General features: G+C 72.2%; 27 protein-coding genes and 1 pseudogene. 23 read left to right on the top strand and 5 right to left on the bottom strand.

Features of this window, described 5'->3' with window-relative positions; genetic code table 11:
• Positions 1-40 precede the first annotated feature (40 nt).
• The 5 genes and pseudogenes from whiG to ACWCV3_RS12570 form a co-directional block, all read right to left on the bottom strand.
• On the bottom strand, positions 41-883 hold the full coding sequence (gene whiG / locus ACWCV3_RS12590) for an RNA polymerase sigma factor WhiG (RefSeq protein WP_451222299.1): 843 nt from the start codon (positions 881-883) through the stop codon (positions 41-43).
• A gap of 326 nt (positions 884-1,209) precedes the next feature.
• On the bottom strand, positions 1,210-2,367 hold the full coding sequence (dprA, locus tag ACWCV3_RS12585; protein ID WP_451222297.1) for a DNA-processing protein DprA: 1,158 nt from the start codon (positions 2,365-2,367) through the stop codon (positions 1,210-1,212).
• A pseudogene (locus tag ACWCV3_RS12580) lies at positions 2,364-3,752 on the bottom strand (YifB family Mg chelatase-like AAA ATPase); the annotation flags it as partial. The pseudogene ACWCV3_RS12580 and the gene dprA, both read right to left, overlap by 4 nt.
• 61 nt (positions 3,753-3,813) lie before the next feature.
• Positions 3,814-3,996, bottom strand: a complete 183-nt coding sequence (locus tag ACWCV3_RS12575; RefSeq protein ID WP_451222295.1) for a hypothetical protein — start codon at positions 3,994-3,996, stop codon at positions 3,814-3,816.
• Between the two features lie 244 nt (positions 3,997-4,240).
• A complete protein-coding gene (locus tag ACWCV3_RS12570; RefSeq protein WP_451222293.1) occupies positions 4,241-4,675 on the bottom strand; it encodes a helix-turn-helix domain-containing protein in 435 nt (144 codons plus the stop codon).
• Between the two features lie 289 nt (positions 4,676-4,964).
• Here ACWCV3_RS12570 and ACWCV3_RS12565 point away from each other — a divergent pair, with 289 nt between their 5' ends.
• The 23 genes from ACWCV3_RS12565 (at position 4,965) to ACWCV3_RS12455 (ending at position 15,461) form a co-directional block, all read left to right on the top strand.
• Positions 4,965-5,237, top strand: coding sequence for a helix-turn-helix domain-containing protein (locus ACWCV3_RS12565; protein WP_451222291.1), 273 nt, complete (start codon positions 4,965-4,967; stop codon positions 5,235-5,237).
• Entirely contained in the window at positions 5,234-5,422 is a 189-nt protein-coding gene (locus ACWCV3_RS12560; RefSeq protein WP_451222290.1) for a hypothetical protein, read from the top strand. The genes ACWCV3_RS12565 and ACWCV3_RS12560 overlap by 4 nt, the downstream gene beginning before the upstream one ends.
• 89 nt (positions 5,423-5,511) lie before the next feature.
• The gene (locus ACWCV3_RS12555) at positions 5,512-5,874 is read left to right on the top strand and encodes a hypothetical protein (protein ID WP_451222288.1); all 363 of its coding nucleotides are present in this window, start codon (positions 5,512-5,514) and stop codon (positions 5,872-5,874) included.
• Entirely contained in the window at positions 5,871-6,731 is an 861-nt protein-coding gene (locus ACWCV3_RS12550; RefSeq protein ID WP_451222286.1) for a hypothetical protein, read from the top strand. Before ACWCV3_RS12555 ends, ACWCV3_RS12550 begins: the two co-directional genes overlap by 4 nt.
• A 76-nt stretch (positions 6,732-6,807) precedes the next feature.
• Positions 6,808-6,993, top strand: coding sequence for a hypothetical protein (locus ACWCV3_RS12545; RefSeq protein WP_451222284.1), 186 nt, complete (start codon positions 6,808-6,810; stop codon positions 6,991-6,993).
• Positions 6,990-7,451 (top strand): MarR family transcriptional regulator, encoded by a 462-nt coding sequence (locus ACWCV3_RS12540; RefSeq protein ID WP_451222282.1) that lies wholly within the window; start codon positions 6,990-6,992, stop codon positions 7,449-7,451. Before ACWCV3_RS12545 ends, ACWCV3_RS12540 begins: the two co-directional genes overlap by 4 nt.
• Positions 7,451-7,738, top strand: coding sequence for a hypothetical protein (locus ACWCV3_RS12535; RefSeq protein WP_451222280.1), 288 nt, complete (start codon positions 7,451-7,453; stop codon positions 7,736-7,738). The genes ACWCV3_RS12540 and ACWCV3_RS12535 overlap by 1 nt, the downstream gene beginning before the upstream one ends.
• Complete coding sequence (locus ACWCV3_RS12530; protein ID WP_451222278.1) at positions 7,735-8,628, top strand: Rad52/Rad22 family DNA repair protein; 894 nt, start codon at positions 7,735-7,737, stop codon at positions 8,626-8,628. The genes ACWCV3_RS12535 and ACWCV3_RS12530 overlap by 4 nt, the downstream gene beginning before the upstream one ends.
• Positions 8,629-8,691: 63 nt before the next feature.
• A complete protein-coding gene (locus tag ACWCV3_RS12525; protein ID WP_451222276.1) occupies positions 8,692-9,228 on the top strand; it encodes a hypothetical protein in 537 nt (178 codons plus the stop codon).
• Positions 9,225-9,473, top strand: coding sequence for a hypothetical protein (locus ACWCV3_RS12520; RefSeq protein WP_451222274.1), 249 nt, complete (start codon positions 9,225-9,227; stop codon positions 9,471-9,473). Before ACWCV3_RS12525 ends, ACWCV3_RS12520 begins: the two co-directional genes overlap by 4 nt.
• Positions 9,470-9,961, top strand: coding sequence for a hypothetical protein (locus ACWCV3_RS12515; protein ID WP_451222272.1), 492 nt, complete (start codon positions 9,470-9,472; stop codon positions 9,959-9,961). Before ACWCV3_RS12520 ends, ACWCV3_RS12515 begins: the two co-directional genes overlap by 4 nt.
• Positions 9,958-10,404: a hypothetical protein gene (locus ACWCV3_RS12510; RefSeq protein WP_451222270.1), complete on the top strand. Its 447-nt coding sequence runs from the start codon at positions 9,958-9,960 to the stop codon at positions 10,402-10,404. The genes ACWCV3_RS12515 and ACWCV3_RS12510 overlap by 4 nt, the downstream gene beginning before the upstream one ends.
• Positions 10,401-10,643, top strand: coding sequence for a hypothetical protein (locus ACWCV3_RS12505; RefSeq protein WP_451222269.1), 243 nt, complete (start codon positions 10,401-10,403; stop codon positions 10,641-10,643). Before ACWCV3_RS12510 ends, ACWCV3_RS12505 begins: the two co-directional genes overlap by 4 nt.
• Entirely contained in the window at positions 10,643-10,831 is a 189-nt protein-coding gene (locus ACWCV3_RS12500) for a hypothetical protein (protein WP_451222267.1), read from the top strand. Before ACWCV3_RS12505 ends, ACWCV3_RS12500 begins: the two co-directional genes overlap by 1 nt.
• The gene (locus ACWCV3_RS12495) at positions 10,831-11,268 is read left to right on the top strand and encodes a hypothetical protein (protein WP_451222265.1); all 438 of its coding nucleotides are present in this window, start codon (positions 10,831-10,833) and stop codon (positions 11,266-11,268) included. The genes ACWCV3_RS12500 and ACWCV3_RS12495 overlap by 1 nt, the downstream gene beginning before the upstream one ends.
• Before the next feature lie 34 nt (positions 11,269-11,302).
• Positions 11,303-11,578, top strand: coding sequence for a hypothetical protein (locus ACWCV3_RS12490; RefSeq protein WP_451222263.1), 276 nt, complete (start codon positions 11,303-11,305; stop codon positions 11,576-11,578).
• A gap of 912 nt (positions 11,579-12,490) precedes the next feature.
• Positions 12,491-12,850, top strand: coding sequence for a hypothetical protein (locus ACWCV3_RS12485; protein ID WP_451222261.1), 360 nt, complete (start codon positions 12,491-12,493; stop codon positions 12,848-12,850).
• Between the two features lie 49 nt (positions 12,851-12,899).
• Complete coding sequence (locus ACWCV3_RS12480; protein WP_451222259.1) at positions 12,900-13,460, top strand: WhiB family transcriptional regulator; 561 nt, start codon at positions 12,900-12,902, stop codon at positions 13,458-13,460.
• Between the two features lie 25 nt (positions 13,461-13,485).
• Positions 13,486-13,809 (top strand): hypothetical protein, encoded by a 324-nt coding sequence (locus ACWCV3_RS12475; RefSeq protein ID WP_451222258.1) that lies wholly within the window; start codon positions 13,486-13,488, stop codon positions 13,807-13,809.
• On the top strand, positions 13,806-14,165 hold the full coding sequence (locus tag ACWCV3_RS12470; RefSeq protein WP_451222256.1) for a hypothetical protein: 360 nt from the start codon (positions 13,806-13,808) through the stop codon (positions 14,163-14,165). The genes ACWCV3_RS12475 and ACWCV3_RS12470 overlap by 4 nt, the downstream gene beginning before the upstream one ends.
• A complete protein-coding gene (locus ACWCV3_RS12465; RefSeq protein WP_451222254.1) occupies positions 14,162-14,398 on the top strand; it encodes a hypothetical protein in 237 nt (78 codons plus the stop codon). Before ACWCV3_RS12470 ends, ACWCV3_RS12465 begins: the two co-directional genes overlap by 4 nt.
• Entirely contained in the window at positions 14,395-15,201 is an 807-nt protein-coding gene (locus ACWCV3_RS12460; protein WP_451222253.1) for a hypothetical protein, read from the top strand. The genes ACWCV3_RS12465 and ACWCV3_RS12460 overlap by 4 nt, the downstream gene beginning before the upstream one ends.
• On the top strand, positions 15,198-15,461 hold the full coding sequence (locus tag ACWCV3_RS12455; protein ID WP_451222251.1) for a response regulator transcription factor: 264 nt from the start codon (positions 15,198-15,200) through the stop codon (positions 15,459-15,461). Before ACWCV3_RS12460 ends, ACWCV3_RS12455 begins: the two co-directional genes overlap by 4 nt.
• The last annotated feature ends 38 nt before the right edge of the window (positions 15,462-15,499 follow it).

Below are 15,499 nucleotides of genomic sequence, written 5' to 3'. Positions count from 1 at the left end.
CGCACCCACTTTACGGACCGGCCGCGGAACGCGGCAGGAGTCAGCGTCCGAAGCTCGCCAGTTTGGCCCGGAGCTGGAGCACCGACTTGGTGTGGATCTGGCTGACCCGGCTCTCGGTGACTCCCAGGACGTTGCCGATCTCCGCGAGGGTCAGGCCCTCGTAGTAGTAGAGCGTGACCACGGTCTTCTCCCGGTCGGGCAGGGTGTTGATGGCCCGCGCCAGGAAGCGGCGCAGCTCCCGGTCCTCGGCCACCTCGACGGGGTTGTCGGCGGCGGTGTCCTCCAGGGTGTCCATGAGGCTGAGCCGGTCGCCGCCCTCGCCGCCGACGTGCAGCAGTTCCTCCAGCGCGACGACGTTGGCCAGGGACAACTGGCTGAACACCGCGTGCAGCTCCTCGACCTCCACGCCCAGTTCGGTGGCGACCTCCTGCTCGCTCGGCGTCCGCCGCAGCTTCGCCTCCAGCGTGGCGTAGGCCCGCTCGTAGTTGCGGGCCTTCTGCCGGACCGAACGGGGAATCCAGTCCAGTGCCCGCAGTTCGTCGATCATGGCGCCGCGGATCCGGGTGATCGCGTACGTCTCGAACTTGATCTCGCGCTCGATGTCGAACTTCTCGATCGCGTCGATCAGCCCGAACACCCCCGAGGAGACGAAGTCGGCCTGCTCCACGTTGGACGGCAGCCCGACGCTCACGCGGCCCGCCACGTACTTCACGAGTGGCGAGTAGTGCAGGATGAGCTGCTCCCGGAGGCGCTCGTCCCCTGTCGCCTTGTACGACCGCCACAGCTCGTCGAGCGTCGAGGGAGCGGGCGGCCGCACGCTGCCGCCGTCGCGGGCGGCTGGGGGGGCCGCCGCCCGGTCGGAGCCGGAGGTGTGCTGGGGCATTCGTCGCCTAGTGCCGTTCTGCCGTGAAGTGCCGTGAACTGCGGTGCCGTCGGTGGGGATGCGGGTGGGTGCTGGGTACCGGGTCGTCGGTGGGCGCGGGCCGCGCGAAGGGGTGCGGGCCGGCCCGTCCGTGCCCGAACTTTCGTGAGCGTAGCGTGACTGAGGAGTCGCGGTGTGCGAACAGCTGGGCACCACCCGTGCGCGCCCCCCGGCACGACCCCGCTCCCCCGCTTCACCCGGTTCGCTCAGCGTGACCGGTTACGGGCGTCAACTCCGTTGAATCCCAAGGGCGTAGAGGATTCCCCCGGACGGCCGAACACCCTCGGTCAGAGCAGGTGCGGATCCCCGCCGACCGGGACCACCGCCTGGCGTGTCAACCTCCAGCCGTCGTCGTGTCGTTCGACGTAGCCAAGCGCTCGAAGCTCGTACAGCCGGGCGACCGCCTCCTCACGGGTGGTGCGCGCCTCGCGGGCGATCTCCTCGGGCCCGGCCGGACGGGCGGCGGGCAGGGCGGCGAGGACCGTGGCCGCGTCGGGGTCGAGCAGGTCGCGCGGGAGCACCGGGCCACGCCGGGGCGGGGCCAGTTCACCGATCCCGCCGACGAGTTCGACGACGTCCGCCGCGTCGGTCACCAGCACCGCCTCCCCGCGCAGCAGCTCGTGCACCCCGGCTGAGCGTCCGCTGGTGACCGGACCGGGCACCCCCATGGTGAATCTGCCGAGTCGCTGGGCGGCTCGGGCCGTCGCCAGCGAGCCGCTGCGGCAGGCGGCCTCGACGACGACCGTGCCCCGGGTGAGCGCGGCGATCACGCGGTTGCGGACGATGAAGCGGCTGGGCGTCGGATGATCCCCGGGCGGCAGCTCTCCGATGACGAGACCCTGCTGGGCGATCCGGTCGAGCAGCGCGGCGTGCCCGCGCGGATACGCCTGGTCCACCCCCGAGGCCAGCACGGCCACGGTCGCCCCGTCGGCCGCGAGGGCACCCCGGTGCGCGGCACCGTCGACCCCGTAGGCCCCGCCGGAGACGACCACCCAGCCCCGTTCCGCAAGCCCGGCGGCGAGGGTGGCCGCCACATGGGAGCCGTACTCGGTGCAGGCGCGGGCCCCCACGACGGCCACGGAACGCAGCGCCCACATCCGCAGTCCCGGCCGGCCGCGCACCCACAGGCCCACAGGGCGTCCGTCGCCCAGGTCATCGAGCTGGGCGGGCCACTCGGCGTCCCCCGGGCACACGAACCGTGCCCCGGCCTCCCGCGCGGCCGCCAGATCCGCCTCCGGCTCGGCGTGCGCCGCCCGTGCCAGCAGCCCGCGCCACCGGGTGCCGCTCACCCCCGGCAGCGGGTCACCGCCCTCTCGCAGCCGTCGCACCACCTCCGGGACCCCGAACAGCCGCAGCCACCGTCCGCCGGTGTCGTCGCCGGGTTCGATCACTCGGGTGAGGAACACCCGCCCGGTCCGCTCATCCGCCGCGCGGTCCGCCGTCATGCCACCGCTCCGATGGCCATGGGCACACCGCGGGGCACGCCGGTGCGCAGTTGCAGGGCGAGGGCCACGTCCCCGGGGTCCGGGCGGTCGTGTCCGGCCAGGTCGGCGACGGTCCACGCGACCCGCAGCACCCGGTCGATGCCGCGCGCGCTGAGCACGCCCCGCTCCAGATGGCGCTCGGCCTCGTCCATGGCCCCCGCGACGGCGTGGAAGCGGCTGCGCAGCTCCCGTCCGGGCACTTCGCTGTTGGTGGCCCACGGGGTCCCGGCCAGTCGGGCCGCCGCCCGCTGCCGGGCCTCACTTACCCGCTGCGCCACGGTCGCGGTGGACTCGCCGCGCGCACCGGGGTCGGTCAACTGGGCGCGGGTCACCGGGTCGACCTCCACCCGCAGGTCCACCCGGTCCAGCAGCGGGCCGGAGAGCCGGGACTGGTAGCGCCGGATCGCGGAGGGCGGGCAGTCGCACAGGGAGTCGCGCTGCGAGAAGCGCCCGCACGGGCACGGGTTGGCCGCGAGCACCATCAGGAACCGCGCCGGGAACCGCACCACGCCCGCGCTCCGCGCGATCACCACGTGCCCGGACTCCAGCGGCTGCCGCAGCGCGTCCAGCGTCTGGCCGTGGAACTCGGGCGCCTCGTCCAGGAACAGCACGCCCCGGTGGGCCAGGGAGACGGCGCCGGGCCGGGCGACGCCTGGACCTCCGCCGACCAGCGACTGCATGGTGGCCGAGTGGTGCGGGGCGCAGTAGGGCGCCAGGTCGATGAGCGGCTTGCCCGGTGGGAGCAGCCCGGCCACCGAGTGCACGGCGGTGACCTCCAGGGAGTCCTGCCGGGTCAGCGGGGGCAGCACGGCGGGGAGCCGTTCGGCGAGCATCGTCTTGCCCGCGCCCGGTGGGCCTTGGAGGAAGAGATGGTGCCCGCCGGCCGCGGCCACCTCCACGGCCGTGCGGGCCGAGGTCTGGCCCACCACGTCGGCCAGGTCGTGGCCCTGGTCGTGCTGGGCGGCTCCGGCGCCGTGCATACCGGTGGCCGCGCCGGTACCGGGCATCCGGAGCCCGGCCAGGAGCGGATCGGGGCGTCCAGTGGCGTCCGGCTCCTCCTCGGGTACCGGTTCGTCCGCGAGGACGGCGATGAGCTGGCGCAGACTGCGGACGCCGAGCACGGACACTCCGGGCACCAGCGCGGCCTCGGCGGCGGCGCACTCCGGGACGACGACCTGGGTGTACCCGGCGTCGGCGGCGGCCAGGACGGCGGGCAGGATGCCCCGGACCGGCCGGACCCGGCCGTCCAGACCGAGTTCGCCGATCATGACGATGTCGGCGAGGACCCTGGGGTCGATGCGCTCGGCCGCGCCGAGCACGGCACTCGCCACGGCGAGATCGAAGCCTGGTGAAACGCAGTAATAAAGCCGCAGGTCGAGTGACCTGCGGCCTCACTGATCCTCAGAACTACCGTGCGCCGGGCCAGTTCTGCACCCACCAGCCCTCACGCACGATGCGCTGGAGCTGGTCGCGGAACTCGTCGGCAGCCTTGGGGTGCACGTACTTACGGGAGACGAGCCAGAGGAACTCGCCTTCCTGCTCTACCCCGATCACCGCCCTGTCGCCCGGCAGGGCGTCGCGGAGCTCCATTCTCAACTCGGCGACGGGTTCAGAGCCGCTCGTCTGGGGAACGTCCTCTTCACCTACCAACGCCTGGTTCTCCCCGTCGGCCATCGCTGTACCTCCCCGCGTTACTGCACCGCCAGATGCGTACTCGCTCATACGTTCGAACGAGTGTTCACACTGATCCTGAACGCCCCCCAGGCGGATCATTGACGATGCCACACGGTTACCTGTGTGACCAGAGAGAATCGCTGTGTAGCTGAAAGTCGTACTAATGGTCCGACTTGCCTTGGCCAGGGCCGTTACGCTGCGCTCGGCGGCGGGCGAAGATCTCCGCAATCTCCGCGAACTCTTGACGGTCTTCCTCGCTCATCTCCTCGGCGCGCGCCACGATGATGCGGGTCGTCAGGTCGTCGCTCCAGACCACATCCGGGTCCGCTCGCGGGTCGAAACCTAGGAACTGGGCAGCCGCCGCGGCCTTGAGGACGCGCTCCGGGAGCCCGAGGGCAGAGGCGAGAATCGTGACGGCGCCCTCCCTGGGGGTCAGGACAGACTCGCCGCGCTCCAGCTTCGACAGCCACCCGAACTTCACCTGTGCCTCGCCGGCCTCGTCCACCGTCCGAGCTTCCAGCTCGCGGAGGCTGTAGCCCAGCTCAGCGCGGCGCGTGCGGATCAGGTCGGTGAAGTCGGTGCGCTGCTCAGACATGGCATGCATTGTGCCCTCTCGCTCCCCTGCGTGACGCCACGTGCCTACGTTACGTCGCCCGACTATCGAACAAATGGCAGGTCAACGGGCACAACCTTCTGCCCCCTGGCACTAAGTGTCTACGTGAGCGCACAGCTTCGCCACCCTTCGTGAACGGCTTGACCTAATCCGAACCCCTTGTGCGTCTGCGTAGACAGCACGTCTACGGCTGTGTACAGTCCTTCTTGTCCACACAGACGCACACATTGTCTACGGAGGTGAACACCCCTTGCGTCCGCAACAGAACCCGATGCACATCGTGAGCTCCGACCTGCTGGTCCTCCTCATGAAACGCACAGGCGACGGCCAGCCCGTCAGCGTCCGCGAACTCGCAGATGCGGTCGGTTGCCACCCCTCCAAGATCGACCACCTGCGCAACGGCCGCCGCCAATCGGCAACTCAGGCCGAGGCAGAGGCAATTGCCAGACGGCTTGGAGTCGACCTGATGTGCCTCTGGGAGCACACCGGCCGCACCGTCGCAGCGTCGGCCGAGCTGTCCCCCATCGCCGCGGTGCCGGCGTGAGCGCGCCCGCGGGGTTCTCCCGCGCCGCCGCGGAGCGCCTGCTCGGCCCGGCCGTGGTGGACGCGGTCCGCCGCCAGGTGGACGCCGCTCCGCCCCTGGGACCGGAGCAACGAGCGCGCCTGCGGGCCGTGTTCGTCACGGCGCAAGGCCTGACACCACGGACGCCCGCTGCGGAAGCCGCCTGACCCCATACGCGCCGAAGGGCCGCCCGCTTGTCCGGCTCGGCGACCCCACGACCGGCGCACCTCTACACACAGAGAAAGAGAGGCCACCGATGGCCATGGACTCTACCGTCCGCCCGCTCTCGGAGTTGACGGACCTGATGGCGCAGACCAGTGACAACCGCATCGCGGTGGAGTCGCTGCTCGACTACACGCCGCTGCCCGCCCCGACCCTGATCGCCCGCGCCGAGGCCGTGTTCATCACGGTCGCCGACGTGGACGACCTCGGCCTGTGGCTGAACGAGCTGGGCGGCAAGGTGCACCGCACGTGGGCGGGTGACGGCCTGGAGCTGTGGACCCTGCTGACGCTGACCCCGCCGTCCCGCCGCCGGGGCCGGGTGCCGGTCCGGGTGTCGGTGCCGGTGCCGGCGGGCGAGCTCGTCATGGACTACATCCGTGCGGCGGTGGCGGCATGAGCGAGACGCTGATGACGCCGGAGCGGCGCTCCACGATCGAGAGCCTGCTCGGCGGCGCGAAGCCCGCTACGACCGTCCTCGTTCAGCAGATGGCGAAGGCTGTTCAGGACCGGGCCGCTCATGAGCACCCGACGTGGGAAGACCTGTACTGCCTCAACCTCGTCTCCTGGATGGGTGAGCGCACCGCACCGGTGCTGCGTCGCCTACTGGACGCGGAGTCCCAGGCGGAGCGGTATCGGACCGCATGGCGCACGGCCCGTACCCGAGCGCTGGCCCTGGGGGGCGCCGCTGACCGGGCCGGGGAACGAGCCCGTGCGGGACAGGCCGCGCTCCAGGACATGCTTGAAGCGCTGCTGACCAGGCAGATCGAACGAGACGCCGCGCTGAAGAGGGTCGCCGAGCTGGAGGCGCAGCGGGAGCGGCGCCGGGTGCGGCTCGTTGCCGCAGAGGCCGACCTGCTGGAGATGCGCGGCCTGCTCTCTCCGAACGGCCAGCCCCGCCGCATCCCGACCGAGGTCGAGATTCACGAGCGGGTGTCGCCGGCCGTTGAGTGGCTGCTGCGCCGCGTCGCCGAGCTGGAGGTCGCGCCGGCCACGGTCTACCGCGCCGAGCATCCGGACTCCGGGATCACCCTCGGCCACTACGGCACCGAGGCCGCCGCCCGCGCCCACTGCGAGGCCGAGGAACGGCGCGCGTGGTCGTCGTCCAGCGTTCTCCGCTTCGACTGGATCGAGGACGACGAGGACCGCGTCGCCGAGCTGGTGGTCACCGCCGGGCAGAACGAGGAGTCCACCACGGGCTACATCGTCACGGCCCTGGAGCTGGCCTCCGAGTACGACGAGGAGGCGGACGCGTGATCCCCCTCGCCTTCATCTTCGCCGCGCTCGCCCTGTACCTCCTCGGCGCCGTCGCCGTGGTCCGGGGGTGTGAGCGATGACCCCGCGCCCGTTCGGCTGCGACGGCAACGACTGCGACTACGACGAGCAGGCCCGCTGGTTCCACGTGGACTGTGCGCTCGCCGGTCGTGGCGCCTCGGAGATCCGGCACCCGTCGATGCTGCCCACCCGCCGCTACTTCGCGGCCAACCCGCTGCCGGTGCAGGAGAGGCGGTCCGCGTGAGCACCGACTTCTACCAGCCCGGCACCACCTACAGCCACCCCATGCACGACTGGGCGTTCCGCGTGGACGCCATCACCACGCACCCCGAGAACAACGAGCTGACCGCGCTTGGTTGGCGGTTCTTCAAGGGCGAGTGGGAGCCCTGCGCCTACCACCGCGACGACTGGGAGATCGGCCAGTTGGCCGGGTGGATCGAGGAGCAGAGCAGCCGCCCGGCGGCCGACGCCACTCCCGGCCTGACCGGGCGCCAGGCCCGCCTCCTCGACGCGATCCGCACCCACGAGGGCCCGTGGACCACCGCCCGCGCGCTGTCGCTCTACGCCCTCACCGACCCCGGCGTCGTCCAGCGCGGCACCGCCCGCCGCGACCTCGAAGCGCTCCACAAGGCCGGACACCTCGCGCTCGTGGACGACCCCGACAACCGCCACTTCGTACTGCACAGGAAGGGCGACGCCTGATGACGACCGTCGCGCAGGCCGGGGCTCAGCCCCCGGCCGCCGGCCCCGCCCCCGGCTGGCCGCAGGACTGGGACCGCGTCCTGGACAAGGCCATCCGCGAGTGGGGCGGTCAGTGGACCACCGCCCGCGTCCAGCAGCTCTACGGCGTCCGGTACGGCCGGCGCCTGTACCGCGAGGACGCCCGCGCGTTCCTGTCCCGCCGCGCCCGTCAGGGCGTGATGCGGCTGCACGACGAGCCGAACGCCCGCTACTACACCCCGATCACCCGGAAGGACGGCCGCCCGTGACCGCCACCGCCCCCAAGCTCACCGAGCAGCAGGTCAGCTTCCTGCTCCAGCCCATCAGCGGCAAGCGCGTCCGCAACCTGCGAGGCATGTCCCACCTCGAAGCGTGGGATGTCCGCCGCCAGCTCATCCGGATCTTCGGGTTCGACGGGTTCACCGTGGAGACGCAGTCCCTGGACCTCGTACACGAGAACGGCAACCCGAACTACCGGAAGAAGAACAAGGCAGGCGAGGAGTACGGACCGACGTACACCGCCTGGACGATCGTGTACCGGGCACAGGTCCGGCTCACGGTGAAGGCGACCGACGGCCGACCGCTCGCGGTGTTCGAGGACGCCGCCGCAGGCGACGCGGTCAACCAGCCGTCCGTGGGCGACGCCCATGACCTCGCCATGAAGACGGCCCTCTCGCAGGCGCTGAAGCGGTGCGCGGTCAACCTCGGTGACCAGTTCGGCCTCAGCCTCTACAACGACGGTTCGCAGAGTGCCGTGGTCATGCGGTCGCTGGCCTACATGGGTGAGCCCGTGGCCGAGTCGGAGGACGCGCCGGTCGGGGCGGAGCCGACGCCGGACGGGCCGGGCAGTGAGCCGGAGCCGGAGCCGGAGCACCAGGCGGTACACGCGCCGGCCGCCGCGCAGCAGACCCGCCCGAAGCCCACGCCCGCACCGGACCCGACCCCGGCCGCCGCTCCCCGCCCCGGGGCCATGCCGCCCGCAGGAGCCGCCGAGCGGCAGACCGCCCTCGATGCGATGTGGGCCGCCGCCCGCGACGCGCACTTCGTGGACGGCCTGCCCGCGCAGTTCGCCGACTCCTTCGGCCACCCCATCGAGCAGGGCACGGCCGCCGAGTTCCGTCAGGCCACCGCGCTGATGCGCGGCACGGCCGCCGCCTGACCCACCGAACGCACCACGGGCCGCCCCGCGGCAATCGGGGCGGCCCACCCCAAGGAGTAGCACATGAGCCTGAAGGACACCGCGCGCACCGTCGCCGTCCTCTCCACCTTGCAGGACGCCATCGGCGACCAGCTCAAGGCCGCCAAGCGCGACCTGGAGACCGGACTGCGGGACGCCAAGGCCCAGACCGGCACGCAGAAGATCGCCGTTGCTCTGGACGAGGGCGAGGACATCGGCACCGCCACCCTCGTGCAGCCGAAGCCGGCCGCCGCCATCACCGACCTGAAGGCGTTCACCGCGTGGGTCGTCGCCAACTGCGCGACCGAGATCGAGCGCCGGTTCGTCACCGAGGTGCGGCCCGCGTTCCAGAAGAAGTTGCTGGCCGAGATCACGGCGGCGGGCACCGCCGAGTGGGCCGACCCGGAGACCGGTGTCATCCACGAGGTGCCCGGCGTGACCATGCAGGGCCGCTCGGCGTACACCCGGCTGACCGTGCCGGACGCGGGCAAGGCGGCTATCGCCGCCGCCTGGCAGGCGGGCACGCTCACCCTCCCCGGTATCACCGGCCCGGCCGAGGTGGAGACGGGGGCTGAGTCGTGAGCCTCCGTACCCTCCTGCGGCAGCTCCGCCGCCCCGGCTCTGGTCGCCGCCGCGCGACCGGCCCCCAGCCCACCGACCACGCCATCACGATGCTGCGCCCGGTGGACGCCCTCGTCACGGATGAGGCGTGGTGCCCGGCCGAACAGCAGGTCACCCTGCACGCGTTCCTCGCGCTCGGCGGCCGGATCTGCTGGACGTGCCGTCACCTCACCATGACGCCCGTCCCGCCCGGAGGTGCCGAGTGAGCACCCCGTTCCTGCCCGAGGTCCCGGCCGCCACCCCGGCGGCCGGGCCCCAGCCCGGACCGTTCGTCATCGCCCTGCCCACCGGGCTGAAGCTGCTCAACAGCAACCAGCGTCTCCACCGACACGAGCAGGCCCGCATCACCGCGAAGCTGCGCGCCGCCGCGATGGAGGCCGTCAGCGAGTGCCCGTCCCTCATGGACGCCCTCAGCGTCACCGGAGACCAGCCCCTGTTCCAGCGGGCGCACATCCTCGGCGTCGTGCACCCGGGGTCCGCGCGGCGTGCAGACCCGGCCAACCTCTACCCGTCCTTCAAGGCCGCGGTGGACGGCCTCGTGGACGCGGGCCTGTTCGAGGACGACGACCACACCCGCGTCGTCGGCCCGGACATGCGCCTCGGCCGCGTCGTGAAGCGCGGACAGATCGTCCTCGTGGTGAAGGGCCTGGCCCCCGGCGAGGACCCCCTCGGCTACCAGGCGGTGACCCCATGAAGGTCCGCGCCGACGTTGCCGAGCTGCTGCGCGCTGGCCTCAGCAACCGCGCCATCTCCCGCGAACTCCACGTGGACGCCGCGGACGTGGCCACCGCACGAGACGTGCTCGGCCTCCCCAAGGCCAAGTCCGGGAAGCGCGCCGCCGGATCACCCGAAGACCTGTTCTGGCGGCGCGTCCAGCCCACCGAAGACGGACACATGGTGTGGACCGGCTACCGCGGGAAGGCCGGTGTCCCCGGCCTGCGGCACGGCGGCCGGTTCTACACCGCCAACCGGCTGGCCTTCCGCATCGCCACCGGCCGGGACCCGGAGGGCAAGGTGCTGCCGTCCTGCGGGCGCAACGACTGCACGGCGCCCAGGCACCAGGCCGACCGGGAGGGGCGGGCCGAGGAGCGGAAGGTCGATGCCCTGTACGCCGGGATCTTCGGGGCGTCGGCGTGATCGGCCGGAAGCGACGCCGCGCCCCGCCGGCCGAGCCCGAGTACCGGCCGGGCCAGCTCCTCGACTGGCGCGACTCCCGCCACTGGTCCGACCGGCCCCTGCCCTGCCGCTACTGCGGCTTCCCCGCGCACACCCGGGACTCCCGGATGAAGCCCGCTCACAAGGTCTGCGCGGAGGACGCCCTCGCCACCCAGGCCGCCGAAGCGGCCGACGCCTACCACCAGAACGGACAGACCTGATGGCCCTGCACATCACCGGCCTTGCGCACGGCGACGTAGCCGAGGTCATCGAGTGCCTGCTGGTCGGAGCCGACCACTGCTCCGACCACGCACCCGAACTCGCCGAGCAGCGCCGGGCCATCGCCCACCGCCTCGGCGACGCCCTCGACCAACTCCCCACCCCCGAACTCCGAGAGGACTCCATCTGATGCCCAAGCTCGCCCCGGCCGACGTACCCGAGGTCAAGCTCGACGCCGCCGCCGCACCCATCGAAGCCTGCCTCTCCCGCGAACAGCGCCGCGGCCTCTTCGAGAAGCCCGGCACCACCGTCTACGCCATCGTCGCCCTCACCTCCAAGAGCTACACCGGGCACGCCGAGGGCGAGGACAAGGACCCCCAGGTCAAGGTCCGCGTCACCGAGTGCGAGGTGGCCCGCAGCGACGAGGACGCCGCCGCCCTCGCGGACGCCAAGCGCGCCATGTGGAGGGGCCGTCAGATCGACGGCACGTTGGACGAGGTCGGCGAGGGCCCGCAGCGCCCCGCCGCCGCCCTCCTCGATGTCACGGCGAGCAAGCCCACCGAGGACGAACTGCGCGAGCACAAGCGCCGCGTGGAGGACAAGCGCCGCGCCGAGTACGTCCGCTGAACCACCCACCACCCCCCGAACTGAAGGGACCGCCATGACCAGCGGCTTCAACCCCGTCAAGACGCCCGTCTCCGAGTACCCGCACCCCGTCGGCACGACGATGCGCGGCTCGATGGGCTCCCTGTCCACCGTCACCGACCGCGACGGCTTCGCCTTCCTCGCCTGCTGCACCGAGCACGAGGCCCAGGGCAAGGCGTCCGGCTACTTCGTCCAGTCCGAGGACGGACGCGTCCTGGACCGCTCGGTGCCCGAGCCCGAGGCCGACGGCTACGTCTGCCCGCACGTGCCGGGCGCCGGCCTCCTCGGCTGACCCACCCCCGTCCGGGGCGGTCGTACACCGGCCGCCCCGGACCGGTCCGGATCTTGCCGGATCGGTTCCGCAACAACACGAGAGAGAAACCGAGTTGAGCACTGAGGAGCAGGCCACCGCCCCCGGCAGCGTGCCGAACGCGTACGGCAACGCCCTGTCCTGGCGCTGGACACGGCAGATGTCCGCGTACCTACGCCGGTCCGGCCTGCCCCTGCTCCTGTGCCAGCTCCGAAACCTCGCCGCCGCCTCCGGAGAGATCGCGTTCAGCGGGGACCGCAAGCCCATCCGCATCCAGGACATCGCCAAGGCCGCGTGCTGCGACGAGAAAGACGCAAGGCGCTACATGGAGGCCGCGATCCGGGCCGGCGTCGTCCGCGTTCTCGGCGAGCGGAAGCGGGGCAAGGCGACCCGATACGCGTTGATCGTGACCCCGTACCCGGACTGGCAGGCGGCCGAGGATCACCTCCGGGGAACCGCCCGGAAGCGGGCCCCGGGGTGGGAGCAGCCCGCCGAAAGTTCGGGGGACAGAGACCCGAACCAGTTCGGGGGACAGCGCCCGGAACTTACCGCCGGTACGGCTGAAGAAGTTCGGGGGACAGCGCCCCGTATGAGTTCGGGGGACAGCGCCCCGAACGGTTCGGGGGACAGCGCCCCGAACAACCCAGGAGGGTACCCATGGGGTTCCCAAGACGGGGCTGAGGTTGTTTCCCAACCTCAGCTAGATGGGCCCCCCGGACAGCAATCCGAATCCCACGAACACCCCCACACCAACCGGCGAGACGCCGGACCGGCACCCACCGCCACCGCCGGCCGCTGCCGCGAATGCTCGATCCCCCTCATCCGCCCCGGCCGCGACCTCTGCGCCGGATGCGAGCAGTACCTCGCCACCACCACCCACGGAAGGCACAGCGCGTGAGCCCCATCCGACCGGAGAACCGCGACCGCTACCCGAGCAACTGGCGAGACATCAGCCTCCGCATCCGCACCGTCCGCGCCGCAAGCCGCTGCGAGTGCCACGGCGAATGCGGACGCGGCACCCACACCGGCCGCTGCCCCAACCGCAACGGCCAACCCGCCTACGGCACCGGCTCCACCGTGGTGCTCACCGTCGCGCACCTCAACCACACCCCCGAGGACTGCCGCGACGACAACCTCCGCGCCATGTGCCAGGGCTGCCACCTCCACTACGACCGCGACCACCACCGCCAGACCGCAGCAGCCACACGCCGAGCAGCCATCGAGAGCGCCGGCCAACTCGCCCTCGACACCTGACCAGCAGCCCAGCCAACCGCCCCAGCACCAACCCCTTGGGAGCGCCGGAATGACCAGCCTTCACGACCTCACCGCCCGCACCCCCGGCCTGCCCTGCCGCACCGACCCCGAGCCCTGGTTCAGCCCCGACCCCACTGCCCGCCAGTACGCCGTCCAGCAGTGCCGCACCGCCTGCCCCCTCCTCGCTGCCTGCCTTCAGCACGCCTTCACCGCGGGCGAGCAGTCCGGGGTGTGGGGTGGCGTCGACATGGACGCCCGCACGATCGGCTGCGGGACCGAGCGCGGGTTCCGGGTGCACAAGCGGCGCAGCGAGGAGCCGTGCGAGTCGTGCCAGGCCGCGCACGACGAAGCGGTGGAGACGGACCGGCGGCGCCGGCTGGCGGCTGAGCATGCGGCTGGGGGCTCGTTGCGCGGCTACTGGATGCATCGCCGGTTGGGGGAGGACGCGTGTGTTCCGTGCAAGCGGGCGCAGGCCCGTAGGTCGCAGGAGCGGCGAGACGAGGCCCGTGCGGCGGCTGGGCGGGCGCGTGGGGCGTGGGGCGACTCCGGGGACGCCGATGACGTGCCGGGCGCTCAGGCGGGCGTACACGGGCTTGCTGCTGCCAGTTGACCGACCATCACCGAGGAGACCGATCATGACCGCGCCCGATGACTTCGAGTTCCGCGTCTCGCCGGACCGCCGACAGATCGCCGTGTGGGAGCCCGGCAACGAGCCCTGGTTCGCACCCGAGTCCAACATGCACGGCAGGTGGATCACGTCCGACGACATGGACCGCCTCGGCTGGACGGCCTACCGTGCCGCGCCCGTGGACCGGGCCGCCGTCCTGAACGCTGCCGCGCAGCACCTGTACACCGCGCTGTTCCCCGCCGTTTACGACGACCTCGGGCAGAAGGCCGCCGAGGGCGTTCAGCGGGCCGTGTCCGAGCTGCGCCGCATGGCCGACGAGGCCAGCCGATGAGGCACCTCACCACCACCCTCACCACGGCCTACGCCCTCGCCGCCGCCGCACTCATCCACGCCGGCCTCACCGCCGCACAGACCGGCCAGCCCGGACACGCCGCGCTCTGCGCCGCCGCCGCCGTACTCCTCGGCCTCGGCATCGTCCACCACGCCTACCACCGCGACCAGCTACGCACCGCCCTCGCCCGGCTGGAGCGCGCCGTCCGGCCGGCGGGCCCGAGCGAGCAGCAGCTCGCCGACGAAGCCGCGCTCGCCTGGCACGCGGTGGCCGATGCCTGCTGCCTGACGTGGCTGATGTCCAAGGGCGTCGACCACGACCCGACCACCTGCACCCCGAAGGACCACCACGCATGAGCCCCGTTGATGAACTCCGCGCCGCTGCTGCCAAGCTGCGCCCGTCCTCCCCAGCCGCCGCCGTCCACGTCACGCCAGCCGTGATGGAGGCGCTGGCCAAGCTCCTTGACGACTCGGCCACCGTCCACCTGCCCGACACCGAGTGCGGCTACTGCGACTCCGCGCGCAACCCGTTGCGCCTGCCCTGCCCGGCCCTCGCCGTAGCCCGTTCAATCAACGGAGAGCAGCGGTGAGCCCCGCCCCCTACAGCCCCGACGCGCGGGCCGTCGTCCGCGCCATCGACGCCCTGACGACGCAGGTCAAACGCGTCGCCGACACAATGGCGACGCCCGTCGCCGTCATCCGCGACGGGGTGACGACGCCCCTCGACGCCCAACCGCAGACGACCGACGACGGGACACGCTGCCCTTCCTGCGACCACAAGCGCGAGTCTCACGACGGCAACGGCAAATGCTGGTTCACCGGTTGCATGACCGCCCCGTGCGCGCAGCACCCGGCCCCGGCCGCCGACGAGGAGGCGCAGCGGTCCGTCCGGCGGGACAACCTGCTCCTCCTTCTCACCCGGCTCCAGGGCGGGCTCTTGAGCGCCGAGGAGAAGGAAGCCCTGCGCCAGTGCGTGAGGGCGGAGATCACCGAGGGGGACACCGCGCGCGAAGTGGCAGCCGGGAACAAGCGGCACGTGCAGGTGATGTACTGCGAGCTGACCGAGGCCCAGGCCGCCATCGAGCGGGTGCGCGCCCTGCGCCAGCCGTTCGTCATGTGGCGCGACATCGCTGCCGCCCTGAACGGCACCGAGCAGGCCGCCGAGGAACAACCCACCTGCACCGCCACCATCCCCGACACCTCCACCCCGGACACCCTCCACCACTGCGTGATGCCAGCCGGCCACTACGACGAGACTGACGTGCCCGTACACCCCTGGCCCAACCGCCGCCCCGGAGGCTGGCACACGGACGGCGAAGGACACGCATGGCTGGACCGGGCCGCCAACGCCACGCCCCACACCGAGCCGACCGCCGAGGACGGCACCGAGTGACCGCCCCGCCCACCCCGCGCCCCTTGACCCAGCGGCAGCGCACGCTCCTCTTCCTCGTCGCCGCAGGCGGCACCAACGCGAGCATCGGCCGCGCGCTGGGCATCCAGCCCGACACCGTCGCCGGACGGCTCGGGCACATCTACGCCACGCTCGGTGTCCCCGACCGCGCGTCCGCCCTCGCCTTCGCCATCTACCGGGGCGAGATCACCCCGGCCGACCTCGCCCGGATCTACGGGCAGCAGCCCTCTGGCGGAACCTGATCACCCCGTGGCACCGTCCCACCCATCACCACCAGCAC

The organism is Streptomyces sp. NPDC001781 (genome assembly GCF_053596035.1).
Note: the sequence above shows the minus strand (reverse complement) of the source record. Positions and strands in the feature narration are given on the sequence as shown.